The organism is Citrobacter freundii complex sp. 2025EL-00176 (assembly GCF_053309355.1).
Genome location: NZ_JBRYHT010000001.1, coordinates 1254112 through 1268374 on the forward strand (window position 1 = coordinate 1254112; position 14263 = coordinate 1268374).

13 protein-coding genes are annotated in these 14263 nt (G+C 53.4%); 6 read left to right on the forward strand and 7 right to left on the reverse strand.

Translation table 11 applies throughout. From position 1 onward, the window contains the following. Nucleotides 1–52: 52 nt before the first annotated feature. The 4 genes from fadD to ACVXHP_RS06160 all read right to left on the reverse strand — a co-directional run bounded on the left by fadD (nt 53) and on the right by ACVXHP_RS06160 (nt 5286). Nucleotides 53–1738 carry a long-chain-fatty-acid--CoA ligase FadD gene (gene fadD / locus ACVXHP_RS06145; protein WP_447571063.1) on the reverse strand — a complete coding sequence of 562 codons (1686 nt, stop codon included), beginning with the start codon at nt 1736–1738 and terminating at the stop codon, nt 53–55. A 204-nt stretch (nt 1739–1942) separates the two neighbouring features. After that, nucleotides 1943–2527, reverse strand: coding sequence for a Slp family lipoprotein (locus tag ACVXHP_RS06150; protein ID WP_200006166.1), 585 nt, complete (start codon nt 2525–2527; stop codon nt 1943–1945). Nucleotides 2528–2621: 94 nt separating this feature from the next. Next, entirely contained in the window at nt 2622–3317 is a 696-nt protein-coding gene (gene tsaB, locus ACVXHP_RS06155; RefSeq protein WP_447571064.1) for a tRNA (adenosine(37)-N6)-threonylcarbamoyltransferase complex dimerization subunit type 1 TsaB, read from the reverse strand. A gap of 58 nt (nt 3318–3375) precedes the next feature. Next, nucleotides 3376–5286, reverse strand: a complete 1911-nt coding sequence (locus ACVXHP_RS06160) for an ATP-dependent DNA helicase (RefSeq protein ID WP_447571065.1) — start codon at nt 5284–5286, stop codon at nt 3376–3378. A 140-nt stretch (nt 5287–5426) separates the two neighbouring features. On the opposite strand from ACVXHP_RS06160, the gene ACVXHP_RS06165 reads away from it, so the two are divergent. Beyond that, entirely contained in the window at nt 5427–5771 is a 345-nt protein-coding gene (locus ACVXHP_RS06165; protein ID WP_447571066.1) for a RidA family protein, read from the forward strand. A gap of 6 nt (nt 5772–5777) precedes the next feature. Here ACVXHP_RS06165 and ACVXHP_RS06170 read toward each other — a convergent pair whose 3' ends face one another. Beyond that, nucleotides 5778–5957 carry a YoaH family protein gene (locus ACVXHP_RS06170; RefSeq protein ID WP_003020986.1) on the reverse strand — a complete coding sequence of 60 codons (180 nt, stop codon included), beginning with the start codon at nt 5955–5957 and terminating at the stop codon, nt 5778–5780. 80 nt (nt 5958–6037) lie between these two features. Here ACVXHP_RS06170 and pabB point away from each other — a divergent pair, with 80 nt between their 5' ends. From pabB to ACVXHP_RS06190, 4 genes are all read left to right on the forward strand, one after another. Beyond that, a complete protein-coding gene (gene pabB / locus ACVXHP_RS06175) occupies nt 6038–7402 on the forward strand; it encodes an aminodeoxychorismate synthase component 1 (protein ID WP_316129092.1) in 1365 nt (454 codons plus the stop codon). Between the two features lie 3 nt (nt 7403–7405). Then, nucleotides 7406–7984 (forward strand): CoA pyrophosphatase, encoded by a 579-nt coding sequence (locus ACVXHP_RS06180; protein ID WP_038641269.1) that lies wholly within the window; start codon nt 7406–7408, stop codon nt 7982–7984. Between the two features lie 183 nt (nt 7985–8167). Beyond that, the gene (gene sdaA, locus ACVXHP_RS06185) at nt 8168–9532 is read left to right on the forward strand and encodes an L-serine ammonia-lyase (protein WP_447571067.1); all 1365 of its coding nucleotides are present in this window, start codon (nt 8168–8170) and stop codon (nt 9530–9532) included. A 130-nt stretch (nt 9533–9662) separates the two neighbouring features. After that, nucleotides 9663–11264, forward strand: a complete 1602-nt coding sequence (locus ACVXHP_RS06190) for an EAL domain-containing protein (protein ID WP_316130636.1) — start codon at nt 9663–9665, stop codon at nt 11262–11264. 6 nt (nt 11265–11270) lie between these two features. Here the strand turns inward: ACVXHP_RS06190 and yoaE are convergent, their stop codons facing one another. Further along, nucleotides 11271–12830: a CNNM family cation transport protein YoaE gene (gene yoaE / locus ACVXHP_RS06195; RefSeq protein WP_304699835.1), complete on the reverse strand. Its 1560-nt coding sequence runs from the start codon at nt 12828–12830 to the stop codon at nt 11271–11273. Beyond that, nucleotides 12818–13027: a protein YoaL gene (locus tag ACVXHP_RS06200; RefSeq protein WP_407062851.1), complete on the reverse strand. Its 210-nt coding sequence runs from the start codon at nt 13025–13027 to the stop codon at nt 12818–12820. Before ACVXHP_RS06200 ends, yoaE begins: the two co-directional genes overlap by 13 nt. A 262-nt stretch (nt 13028–13289) precedes the next feature. Here ACVXHP_RS06200 and manX point away from each other — a divergent pair, with 262 nt between their 5' ends. Further along, nucleotides 13290–14252, forward strand: coding sequence for a PTS mannose transporter subunit IIAB (gene manX, locus ACVXHP_RS06205; protein ID WP_200006161.1), 963 nt, complete (start codon nt 13290–13292; stop codon nt 14250–14252). Nucleotides 14253–14263: the final 11 nt, after the last annotated feature.

Sequence of the window (14263 nt, forward strand, 5' to 3'; positions counted from 1 at the left end):
CGCCAAAAAAAACGCCGGATTACCCGGCGTTTTCTGCTGGCTGACTTAACGCTCAGTCTTTATTGTCCACTTTGGCACGTGCTTCGTCACGTAATTCTCGTCGCAAAATCTTACCAACGTTAGATTTTGGCAACTCATCACGAAACTCCACCAGCTTCGGTACTTTATAGCCCGTCAGATGGCGACGACAAAAAGTAACCAGCGCATCTTCGGTTAACGAGGCATCTTTCTTCACCACGAAGATTTTCACCGCCTCACCGCTGCTGCCTGACGGAACGCCAACTGCGGCAACTTCCTGGACCCCAGGATGTTGCATCACCACGTCTTCAATTTCGTTCGGGTAGACGTTAAAGCCGGACACCAGGATCATATCTTTCTTACGATCGACAATCCGCAGGAAGCCTTCATCATCCATCACCGCAATATCGCCAGTGTGCAACCAGCCGTCTTTGACGATTTCATCAGTCGCATCCGGTCGCTGCCAGTAGCCCAGCATCACCTGCGGACCTTTCACGCACAGTTCGCCCGGCTCTCCCGGCGGCACTTCGTTATCGTCGTCATCCACCAGTTTGACCTCGGTGGAAGGAACCGGTAAACCGATACTGCCGCTGTGATAGTCGATATCGTGAGGGTTAACACTCACCAGCGGGGCGCACTCCGTCAGGCCATAGCCTTCCAGCAGATACTGACCCGTCAGCTTCACCCAACGCTCGGCCACCGCCTGCTGAACCGGCATGCCGCCGCCTGCCGAAAGATGCAGTGAGGAGAAATCCAGTTGCTGGAACTCTTTGTTATTCAGCAGCGCGTTAAATAGCGTGTTGACGCCGGTCATCGCGGTGAACGGGTATTTCGCCAGCTCTTTGACCAGTCCCGGAATATCACGCGGATTAGTAATCAGCAGGTTTTGACCGCCCAGCTCAATAAACAGCAGGCAGTTCATTGTCAGCGCGAAAATGTGATACAGCGGTAAAGCCGTTACCACCAGCTCTTTACCCGGATGCAGCAACGGCCCGTAGGTGGCGTTAACCTGCTCAAGGTTAGCCAGCATGTTGCGGTGCGTGAGCATCGCGCCTTTCGCCACACCGGTTGTCCCGCCGGTATATTGCAGGAACGCCAGGTCTTCCGACACCACTTCAGGCTTCACATATTGCATGCGATAACCGTTTTGCAGCGCACTGCGAAACGAGATGGCATCCGGCAGGTGATATTTCGGCACCAGGCGCTTAATGTACTTCACGACAAAGTTAACCAGCGTCCCTTTGGCGGTAGAAAGTTGATCGCCCATACGCGTCAGGATCACGTGTTGCACCGACGTTTTATCGACCACCTTCTCTAGCGTGTGAGCAAAGTTAGACACGATGACAATCGCCGATGCGCCGCTGTCATTGAGCTGATGTTCCAGCTCGCGAGGCGTGTACAGGGGGTTCACGTTCACGACGATCATGCCAGCCCGTAAAATCCCAAACAGTGCGACCGGGTATTGCAGCAGGTTCGGCATCATCAGTGCGACGCGATCGCCCTTTTTCAGTCCGAGCCCTTGTTGCAAATAGGCCGCAAACGCCCGGCTGCGCTCTTCAAGCTTGCGGAAGGTCATCACCTCCCCCATGTTTACAAATGCGGGCTGATCGGCATAGCGCCTTACTGAGTGTTCAAAGAGTTCCACCAGGGATTGATAACGGTCAGGATTGATCTCCGCAGGGACACCAGCGGGATAACGGTTAAGCCAAACCTTTTTCAATACATCACCTCTAAAATGCGTATTCGTCGTCATCACAACCCCAGACAATAAACAAACTGTTAACATAATATTAACTCAGCGTACCAGTTTGTTTATTACACAACGACAAGGTTGCGAAGCACGTCACTATTTATTTTTCTTATATCCACGTTAATGCAGAAACAGCGGACGAGCCGCTGTTTCTTTTACTAATAAAACAAAGAGTTACTCGGTTACTATGGTCTGAACCTGTGCCGGGCCGGGATTGTACCATCCCCATCCGCCGTAGCCACCGTAAGGCCAGCCTCGCGCACCGTAGAACCAGGGGTCGATCGGCTGAGGCGGCATAACAATCTGCTGAGTAATATGCCAGCGTTTATAACCGGTTACCTGCATCAGCATGAATTTATACGGCGTACTGCCAATTTTTCCGTCCACTGTACCGCTAATCGGCCCGACGACGGTCACCAGTTGACCACGGAAATCCACCGGGTCGAGAAAGCCGTTTACATCAGCATAAATTCGCCCGCGAGAGGCTTCACCCAGCACGGGTCGCGCCCCGCTATCGAGAGGAACAGTGGCAATTTCCAGACGGGATTTCCCCTGCTGGTTCTGAATATCAACCACTTTGCCGCCGAAACGCGCTTCCTGTCCGACATACAGCTGCGGCGCATTCATCACCCGCACCAGATCCTGCTGCGGCGTAGGGCTTGAGCCTTTGATCGCATCCGGGATGGTGACGCAGCCGTTTAGCATTAACGCCAATACGCCCGCCAACACACCTTTCACTACCTGCTTATGCACCGCCATATTGCGACTCCCTCTTCTTAGCGCCTGCCCCGGGAAATTCACAAGGCAGGTCACTGACGACTGCGCGAATTAACCGGGGATGTACTACTAAGATTCATTCTTTACCGGGAAGTTTCTTCCACGCCACGGTGTTACGTAAATAAACCGGTTCAGCATGTTCAACCGCCACGGTCTTACCGGCAGCCAGCATTTGCGTAGCGACAGGCAGCATGTCTTCAGCCGCCGGCAGCAGAACATCGCCCTCGCTCAGCGTCAGACCGCTGTCTTTACCGAGTTCTGGCCAGGCAGGCCAGCCCGTCCCGACAGTGACCCATTCGCCAGACAGTTGCAGCAAGCGTTCATGTACTTGTTCAGGCGTTAACACGGCTTCGGTTTCTTCACCGCGCCAGATACCATTTTCAGCACGCTGGTATTCGGCCCAGTAAACCTCGCCCATTCGCGCATCAATCGCCGCCAGCACGCGGGTGGCCCCAGACTTACGCCAGGCCCCCTGCGCCATAGTCGCCAGGGTGGAGACGCCGATCATCGGTAAATTCGCGCCTAACGCCAACCCCTGAGCAATGCCAATCCCGATACGTACGCCGGTGAAACTGCCAGGACCGCGACCAAACGCCAGGGCGTCGATATCGGATAAGGCTAATTCGCCAGCGGCCAGGATCGCCTGAACCATCGGTAAAATTCGTTGGGTATGTTCTCGTGGGCAAAGCTCGAAATGAGCCTTGATAGTACCGTCATTCCACAGGGCAACAGAGCACGCCTCTGTGGCGGTATCGATAGCCAGAATTCGCATGGGTGTTTGTGATCAGATCAATAAATTTGGCGCGCATCTTACCACACTCCGTAACAAATTACTCAGTCGATGGTATGGCAAGAAAACGAACAGCACGCGCTATATCACGCGTTCGTGGTGCTGGCGGAAGACTCGCCAGGAAGGTAGCGCCGTAGGGTCGCATCACCAGGCGGTTGTCGCAAATTACCAGCACGCCGCGATCGTCCGCGTCACGAATCAGTCGTCCTACCCCCTGTTTCAGGGTGATTACCGCATCCGGGAGTTGAACATCTTCGAAGGGATCGCCGCCGCGCAGGCGACAATCTTCCATCCGGGCTTTTAGCAGCGGGTCATCAGGCGAAGTGAACGGCAGTTTATCGATAATCACCAGCGACAGCGTATCGCCACGCACGTCTACCCCTTCCCAAAAGCTGCTGGTGGCAACCAGTAACGCATTACCTGCGCTGACAAACTGCTGTAGTAGTTGCCCTTTACTGGTTTCCCCCTGCAACAGGACAGGCAACGTCATGGTGGCGCGGAATTGCTCCGCCAGATCGCGCATCATCGCGTGTGAGGTACACAGCATAAAACAGCGACCGTTGTTTGCTTCGATAATGGGACGCAGCATCGATGCTAACTGGCGCGCGGCTCCCGGCTGGTTGGTCTGCGGGAGGTTACGCGGCACGCAGAGCAGCGCCTGACGCGTGTAATCAAAAGGACTGGGCAACAGCATCGACTCGGCGTCATCGATACCCAGTCGTGCGGTAAAATGATGAAGGTCGTCGTTTACCGACAGCGTCGCGGAGGTAAAAATCCAGCAGCCCGGCTTTTGTTCCATCACTTCTTTGAATTTATCCGCCACCGTAAGCGGCGTCAGCGCGAGGGTGAAATGGCGGGAGGTACATTCATACCAATAGCTGTAGCCTGGCTGGTTAATATCTTTCAGACGCTTCAAACGGGCGCGATAAAGCGTGGCGCGCTCAAACGCGGCATCCAACAACGCCGAACGTCCAAGAGACAGTTTCGCCACGTCATAACACAGCTCCAGCGTATCATCGAGCAGCAAAAACGCGCGCTGTACACGCTGATCAGCCAGCAGTTCGCGCAGATTGCCGCGATAGCCCGGCTCGCCAAGTTGCAGGCGGAAGTCCTGCGCGCTTTGCGCCAGACGGTCAGCGCATTTCTGCAACTGCTGAGTGTCTTTCAGCTCGGTGCGATAGGCAATGGTGATGTCTTTCGCCAGGTCTAACAGCTGACGACTGGAGAGCGATTGACCAAAGTACTGGCTGGCGATATCCGGTAACTGATGCGCTTCATCGAAGATCATCACGTCAGCTTCGGGGATCAGTTCACCAAACCCGCTCTCTTTCACTACCATATCAGCGAGAAACAGATGGTGGTTTACCACTACCACATCGGCATCCATCGCTTTTTTACGCGCTTTGACGACAAAACACTCTTTGTATAGCGGACAGTCGCTGCCCAGACAATTGTCGTTAGTACTGGTTACCAGCGGCCAGGCCTGAGAATCTTCCGCCACGCTGACGCAGGTACTGATGTCGCCATCAAGGGTTTGACTTGACCAGGAGCGCAGCAGAATGACATCGCTTAGGGTTTGTACCGGCAGGTCGCCACCCGCCAGCGCCTGCTGTTCAAGGCGTTCCAGACACAGATAGTTGGAGCGCCCTTTCAGCAGCGCCAGTTTGCCGGTGAATTCCAGCGCCTTAGCGACGGTCGGGAGATCGCGGCTGTAAAGCTGATCCTGCAACGCTTTCGAACCGGTAGAGACGATGACTTTTTTACCCGCGCGTAGCGCAGGGGCAAGATAAGCGTAGGTTTTACCCGTTCCGGTTCCGGCTTCTACAACAAGCGGCTGTGATTTTTCAATGGCATGGCTAACGGCGAAGGCCATCTGCCGCTGTGGTTCACGCGGTTTAAAACCCGGTATCGCTTTAGCCAACTGACCGTCTGCTGCAAAATCGTCCGTCACACTGCCCCCTGTTCATTTGAACAGGGATTATGTCAGGCCAGCGTGTCTTTCGCCAGTTGAAGAGGTGACGTAGGCACAACATTATGGCAGTCTTGGCGCAACCTGAAGCCATTATGAAAAACGTAAATGAGGAATGATTTATGACGATTGTGCGCATTGATGCCGAAGCGCGTTGGTCCGACGTGGTTATCCATAACAACACGTTGTATTACACCGGTGTACCGGAAAACCTGGATGCAGACGCCTTTGAACAAACGGCGAATACGCTGGCGCAAATTGATGCTGTTCTGGAAAAACAGGGCAGCAACAAGTCACATATTCTTGATGCCACCCTTTTTCTGGCAGACAAAAGTGACTTTGCCGCGATGAACAAAGCCTGGGACGCGTGGGTTGTTGCCGGTCACGCGCCGGTACGTTGTACGGTTCAGGCCGGGTTGATGAACCCGAAATACAAAGTAGAGATCAAGATTATCGCTGCAGTTTAAGCGACATTACTCGTCTTCATCTTCGAAACGCGCCACGATCCGCTCGCCGGTATGGCTGGCGCGTAACTCTTCAGCAACCAGAGCAATCGCTTGTCCGCTGCTCATCCCCTGCGACATCAGTTCCTGAATACGCTCGACCGCTTTTTGCTGCTGCTCATGACTGAGTGAAGGTAAACCTGCAAACATTGTTAACTCCTGCTAAATTGTCTGCGCTAATTATTTCATGCTACCGGGCAGTTAGCCAGTAGAGTAGCAACGAGTCAGGACTGATGAAGACGTTATCTCCCGCTGTAATCACATTACCCTGGCGTCAGGACGCCGCTGAACGCTATTTTTCGACCTTAAGCCATCTCCCCTGGGCGATGCTGTTGCATTCGGGTCATGCTGACCATCCACATAACCGTTTTGATATTCTGGTGGCGGATCCCGTCGCCACGCTGGTTACGCACGCTGAAGAGACCGTTGTCCATAACGGACACACAACCGTACGCACGCTTGATGACCCAATGACGGTATTACATTCAGCGCTCAGCGCACAGGAGATTCAGCCCGGCTATCATCCCGACCTGCCGTTTCAGGGCGGCGCGTTAGGTCTGTTTGGCTACGATCTTGGCAGAAGATTTGAATCTCTACCCGCGGTTGCCACGCGCGATATTGCCCTGCCGGATATGGCCGTCGGCATTTACGACTGGGCGCTCATTGTCGATCACCAGTTGCAAACCGTATCCCTGCTCAGCCATACCGATGTCGAGGCGCGGCGGAAGTGGCTCGACGCGCAACAACCGCCAACGCGTGAACCGTTTGCCTTAACCTCTGCGTGGCAATCCAATATGAGTCGCGCGCAGTATGGCGAAAAATTCCGCCAGGTACAGCGCTATCTGCACAGCGGCGACTGTTATCAGGTCAATCTCGCCCAGCGTTTTCAGGCGCATTATCAGGGCGATGAGTGGCAGGCCTTTGTCCGACTCAATCACGCTAATCGTGCGCCGTTTAGCGCGTTCATTCGCCTTGAGGAAGGCGCAATCCTCAGCCTTTCGCCCGAACGGTTTATTCTGCTGGAAGACCAGCACATCCAGACGCGTCCTATTAAAGGGACGCTGCCAAGACGTGAAGATGCTGATGCCGATCGTGAGCAAGCCCGGCGGCTGGCGAATTCGCCGAAGGATCGTGCGGAAAACCTGATGATCGTCGATTTAATGCGCAATGACATTGGTCGCGTTGCCGTGCCGGGTTCGGTACAGGTTCCGGAGCTGTTTGTGGTCGAGCCGTTCCCTGCCGTTCATCATTTAGTCAGCACCATTACCGCACGTCTGCCTGAGTCTTTGCACGCTACCGACCTGCTGCGCGCCGCCTTCCCCGGCGGCTCCATCACCGGCGCGCCGAAAGTGCGGGCGATGGAAATTATAGATGAGCTGGAGCCACACCGACGTAACGCCTGGTGTGGCAGCATTGGTTACCTGAGCTTTTGCGGCAATATGGACACCAGTATCACCATTCGCACCCTGACGGCGACTGGCGGACACATTTATTGTTCTGCGGGCGGTGGCATTGTGGCGGACAGTCAGGAAGACGCGGAGTATCAGGAAACATTTGATAAAGTGAATCGTATTTTGCACCAACTGGAGAATTGACACGTGGAATACAGCAGCCTGACGCTTGATGATTTTTTATCGCGCTTCCAACTCCTGCGCCCGCAGGTTAACCATGCCGCGTTAAACCAGCGTCAGGCAGCCGTACTGATCCCCGTCGTCCGCCGGCCACAGCCGGGTCTGCTGCTAACCCAGCGATCCGTTCATCTACGCAAACATGCCGGCCAGGTCGCTTTTCCTGGCGGCGCGGTGGACAGCACCGATGCCTCGTTGATCGCCGCCGCCCTTCGCGAGGCGCATGAAGAAGTGGCCATTCCGCCGTCATGCGTTGAGGTGATCGGCGTACTGCCGCCGGTCGACAGCGTCACCGGTTTCCAGGTTACCCCGGTCGTCGGCATTATCCCGCCTAATCTGCCGTATCGCGCCAGTGAAGATGAGGTTTCCGCGGTGTTTGAAATGCCGCTGGCGCAGGCTCTGCATTTAGGGCGTTACCATCCGCTCGATATTTATCGTCGTGGTGATTCACACCGCGTTTGGCTTTCCTGGTATGAGCAATATTTCGTCTGGGGAATGACCGCCGGGATAATTCGTGAGCTGGCTCTGCAAATTGGCGTCAAGCCCTGACTATACTTATCTTTACGCACACCATAGACAACTTGAAACTCAGGTCACAACATTAGTAAAACCGCGGTTATCTATTAGTTTAATTCATGTGAATAGTTAAGCCGATCGCCGCGTTCCCTCTTACACTATGCGCAGTTATAACATCGTTACTGGAAAGCCCAGTCGCCCTGTAGGAGTATTATCGTGATTAGTCTATTCGACATGTTTAAGGTGGGGATTGGTCCCTCATCTTCCCATACCGTAGGGCCTATGAAGGCGGGTAAACAGTTCGTCGATGACCTGGTCGAAAAAGGATTACTGGACAGCGTTACTCGTGTTGCCGTCGACGTGTATGGTTCACTGTCGCTCACGGGTAAAGGTCACCACACCGATATCGCCATTATTATGGGTCTGGCGGGCAACGAGCCTGCTACCGTAGACATTGACAGCATTCCCGGATTTATCCGCGATGTAGAAGCGCGTGGACGCCTGCTGCTTGCGCAGGGTCAGCACGAAGTGGATTTCCCGCAGAATGATGGCATGCGTTTTCATAACGGCAACCTGCCGCTGCATGAAAACGGCATGCAGATCCATGCGTATAATGGCGAAACCGTCATTTATAGCAAAACGTACTACTCAATCGGCGGTGGATTCATCGTTGATGAAGAACATTTTGGCCAGGATGCCGCCAATGAGGTCAGCGTCCCTTATCCGTTCAAATCCGCCACTGAAATGCTGGAATACTGCAACAGCACCGGCCTTTCCCTCTCTGGCATGGTGATGCAGAATGAACTTGCTCTGCACAGCAAAAAAGAGATTGAAGAGTACTTTGGCAACGTCTGGCAAACCATGCAGGCCTGTATCGATCGTGGGATGAATACCGAAGGCGTTCTGCCTGGGCCGCTGCGCGTTCCTCGTCGTGCCTCTGCCCTGCGTCGTATGTTGGTCTCCAGCGACAAACTCTCCAACGATCCGATGAACGTGATCGATTGGGTGAATATGTTTGCACTGGCCGTTAACGAAGAAAACGCCGCGGGTGGTCGCGTTGTCACAGCGCCAACTAACGGTGCCTGCGGTATCGTGCCTGCGGTACTGGCTTATTACGATCATTTCATCGAGTCCGTCAGCCCGGATATCTACACCCGCTATTTCCTGGCGGCCAGTGCAATTGGCGCGCTGTACAAAATGAACGCATCTATCTCCGGTGCGGAAGTCGGCTGTCAGGGTGAAGTGGGCGTGGCCTGTTCCATGGCGGCTGCCGGTCTGGCTGAGCTGCTGGGGGCAAGTCCTGAGCAGGTGTGTGTTGCGGCAGAAATCGGTATGGAGCATAACCTTGGTTTAACCTGCGACCCGGTTGCCGGTCAGGTACAGGTTCCGTGCATCGAACGTAACGCCATTGCTTCCGTGAAAGCGATCAATGCCGCGCGTATGGCAATGCGCCGTACCAGCGCGCCACGCGTCTCGCTGGATAAAGTCATTGAGACCATGTACGAAACGGGTAAAGACATGAACGCCAAATACCGTGAAACATCACGTGGTGGCCTGGCAATCAAAGTTCAGTGTGACTAATACTTAATTTTCGCCCATCTGCGACGGATGGGCGAATTTGCCCCCTCTCCCTCGTCTGCTGTAATTTTCCCCACTACACTTGCTCTGTTGCTTTTGGCTTTTGTGACCAACGGCTTATCGGGCGGCCCGCATGCATACAGCACAACGGATCATTAAAAACTATCGCCGGAATCGCTTAATTGTTTGCACACTCTGTGCCCTGGTAACGCTTATCCTCACTTTAACGGTCCGATTTATTTCGGAGCGTAATTTAAATCATCGGAATACCGTAACCTTTGCCAACCACGCCGTCGAAGAGTTGGATCACGTGCTTTTGCCCCTACAGACCGGACGCGATGTGCTGTTGCCGTTGATTGGTCTCCCCTGCTCAGTCGCGCGTTTACCGTTGAGCAAGCACGCTGCCAGGCTGCAAACGGTGCGCTCTATCAGCCTTATTCAAAGCGGGATTCTGTATTGCTCCAGCATTTTTGGTTATCGCAATGTGCCTGTTCGTCAACTGGAGCCTGAATTACCCAGCCGGGAGCCGCAACTGCTGCTGTCTACCGACCATTCGCTGATTAAAGGCAGTCCGATTCTGACGCAATGGTATCCATCCTCTGCCGATGGCGAAGATGGCGTGCTGGAGATCGTTAATATTGATTTATTGTCGTCGATGCTGCTTGAACCCCAACCGCCACAGATCACCCATGCCAGCTTAAGCGTCGGCAATCGCCATCTGCTCTACGGACAAGGTGTTGTCGAGACACTACCGGAGCTAAAGGATGAAAAACGCTACCAGCTTTCATCACAGCATTTCCCATTCACTATCAGCGTTACCGGTCCGGGCGCCAGCGAACTGGCGATTAAGCATCTGCCAACACAGCTGCCGCTGGCGGTGATCCTCAGTCTGTTAGTGGGCTACCTGGCATGGCTGGCAACCGCCAACAGAATGAGTTTCTCCTGGGAGATTAATCTGGCCCTTGCCGCCCGGGAATTCGAGCTGTTCTGCCAGCCGCTGCTCAATGCGCAAACGCAGCAATGCATGGGGGTGGAAATTCTTCTACGCTGGAATAATCCGCGCCAGGGTTGGATCTCTCCCGAAGTGTTTATTCCCATCGCCGAAGAGCACAACCTGATCGTCCCCCTGACGCGTCATGTCATCGCAGAAACCATTCAGCAGCGACACGTCTTCCCCATGAGCAGTCAGTTTCATATCGGGATCAATGTCGCCGCCAGCCATTTTCGCCACGGCACGCTGTTAAAAGATCTCAACCAATACTGGTTTAGCCAGCATCCTATTCAGCAATTAGTCATCGAACTTACCGAACGTGATGCGTTACTGGATGTGGATTATCGAATTGTTCGCGAGCTAAATCGCCTCGGCGTAAAACTGGCGATTGACGATTTTGGTACCGGCAACAGCTCGCTCTCCTGGCTGGAAAAACTTCGCCCGGATGTACTGAAAATTGATAAATCATTTACTTCTGCGATCGGAACCGATGCCGTGAACTCAACCGTTACAGACATCATCATCGCGCTGGGAAAAAAACTGAATATCGAACTGGTGGCAGAAGGGGTTGAAACGCAGGCGCAGGCACAGCATTTGCGCCGGCACGGTGTACATTTATTACAAGGTTTTCTGTATGCGAAGCCAATGCCGCTCCGCGATTTTCCGAAATGGCTGGCGGGCAGCACGCCGCCGCCCACCCGGCATAACGGGCGACACAGTATGCCCATTATGCCGTTTCGCTAAACCCGATTACTCGTCTTCGTCGTGAGCGGGTTGTTCTTTAACAATGCGAACTAAATCCACACGATAGTCATTGGCTTCGACAATCGTAATGCTCAGCGGCGCAACCTCGATAACATCGCCGACACGTGGAATATGACCGTTAGCCGCGATGACTAAACCTGCCACCGTCGCGATGTCTTCGTCTTCATCCACCAGCGTATCCACATCCAGCGCCTGCTGCAATGCATGCAGGTCGGTTCCGCCTTTCACCAACCAACCGCCTGCATCAGCAATAATTTCAGGCGTTTCATCGGCATCCGGGAACTCACCGGCAATAGCTTCTAATACGTCCAGCGGTGTAACCAGTCCCTGCACTACACCAAATTCGTTAGTGACGATCACGAAACTACCGCGGGCACGACGCAGAACGCCTAACAGATTGATCGGGTCCAGCGTTTCCGGGACCACGATAGCCGGAGAGGCAGAGGCAATCGCCGCCACATCCACACCCTCTTCAAGCGCCACCAGCAGTTCTTTGGCACGGACGATACCGATAATTTCGTCCAGCTCACCGCGACATACCGGGAACAGGCTGTGTGGAGAAGAAAGCAACTGTTCGCGAATTTCCGCTACGCTCAGGTCCGCATCAACCCAGCTAATCTCGCCACGAGGCGTCATAATGCCACGTAATGAACGCGAGGCCAGGGAGAGTACGCCGTTGATCATATAGCGTTCTTCTTCCACAAATGCGCCTTCCGGAACGGGAACAGGTACCGGATTGTCGGATTCCATCTGCGCGCTGACCTGACGTTTACCGCCCATCAGACGCAGGATTGCATCGGCAGTCCGCGCACGCAGCGGCAGTGTCGACTGGTGACGAATAAAGTTACGACGCGCAATCTGGTTAAACAACTCGATAACAATCGAGAAGCCAATCGCCGCATACAGATAACCTTTCGGAATGTGGAAGCCAAACCCTTCGGCAACCAGACTCAGACCAATCATCAACAGGAAGCTCAGACACAGCACCACCACCGTCGGATGTTGGTTCACAAATCGCGTCAACGGTTTGGAAGCCAGCAGCATCACGGCCATAGCAATCACGACCGCCGCCATCATGACCGGCAGATGGTTGACCATACCGACCGCCGTAATCACCGCATCCAGCGAGAACACCGCATCGAGGATGACAATCTGCGTCACGACAACCCAAAAGCTCGCATACCCTTTCGTCTGCCCGGTATCATGTTCACGGTTTTCCAGCCGCTCATGCAGCTCTGTCGTAGCCTTGAACAAGAGGAAGATACCGCCCAGCAGCATAATCAGATCGCGCCCCGAGAACGCATAGTCCATTACCGTAAACAGCGGCTTTGTCAGCGTCACCATCCACGAAATCACGGACAACAAGCCCAAACGCATAATCAGTGCCAGCGACAAACCGATTAAACGCGCTTTATCTCGCTGTTTCGGCGGCAGCTTATCAGCCAGGATCGCAATGAAGACCAGGTTATCAATACCCAGAACAATTTCGAGAACGACAAGCGTGAGCAAACCCACCCAAATCTGCGGGTCCATTAATAATTCCATGACAAGCTCCTGCTTAAGGAATGACCAAACTGCGCGCTGAGAATCTCAGGCGTTAAAGCATTATGCAGAGAAATTTTGTGGCAAAAAGTGCCAATCTGACAGGCGCAAAGCGGCCTGAGGGTGAAATGACGTCGGTGACGATCCATATGGTGGGCTACTGCCCTATACTCCTGAGTAATTAAACAGATGCTAAACATAACAGAGACAACCGGTTTTTAGCAAAGATTTACCTTCCTTTGCAATAAGTTGTTTCGGAGATATTTTACCCTTCGAAATTTCTTTTCATCGGAAGTTAAATTACGGATCTTCATCACATAAAATATTTTTTTCGATATCTAAAATAATTCACGAAAATCATAGGTTTTTCTTTGTAACCCTTATCTGAATCGATTCGATTGCGGACGACGATTCAAATACATCTTCACGTTGATGTGTTAACGATAATAAAGGAGGTAGCAAGTGACCATTGCTATTGTAATAGGCACACATGGTTGGGCTGCAGAGCAGTTACTTAAGACAGCAGAGATGCTGTTAGGCGAGCAGGAAAACGTCGGCTGGATCGATTTCGTTCCAGGCGAAAATGCCGAAACGCTGATCGAAAAGTACAACGCTCAGTTGGCAAAACTCGACACCAGTAAAGGCGTGCTGTTTCTCGTTGACACATGGGGAGGCAGCCCGTTTAACGCTGCGAGCCGCATTGTCGTCGATAAAGAGCATTACGAAGTTATCGCCGGTGTGAACATTCCCATGCTGGTTGAAACTTTCATGGCGCGTGATGACAACCCGAGCTTCGATGAATTAGTTGCACTGGCCGTTGAAACCGGTAGCGAAGGCGTGAAAGCGCTGAAAGCGAAACCGGTAGAAAAAGCCGCTCCTGCCCCCGTTGCGGCACCAAAAGCCGCAGCACCAGCGAAGCCGATGGGCCCGAACGATTATATGCAGATCGGTCTGGCGCGTATCGATGACCGCTTGATTCATGGTCAGGTAGCCACTCGCTGGACCAAAGAAACCAACGTATCGCGCATTATCGTCGTCAGCGATGAAGTCGCCGCCGATACCGTGCGTAAAACGCTGCTGACTCAGGTCGCACCTCCGGGTGTGACGGCGCATGTGGTTGATGTCGCGAAAATGATCCGCGTCTACAACAACCCGAAATATGCAGGCGAGCGTGTGATGCTGTTGTTCACCAACCCGACCGATGTGGAACGTATCGTTGAAGGTGGTGTGAAAATTACCTCTGTAAACATTGGCGGTATGGCTTTCCGTCAGGGTAAAACACAGGTAAACAACGCAATTTCTGTTGATGAAAAAGACATCGAAGCCTTCAAAAAACTCAACGAACGCGGTATTGAGCTGGAAGCGCGTAAAGTTTCGACCGATCAGAAACTGAAAATGATGGATTTGATTGCCAAGGCGAAATAATTCCCTGGCAT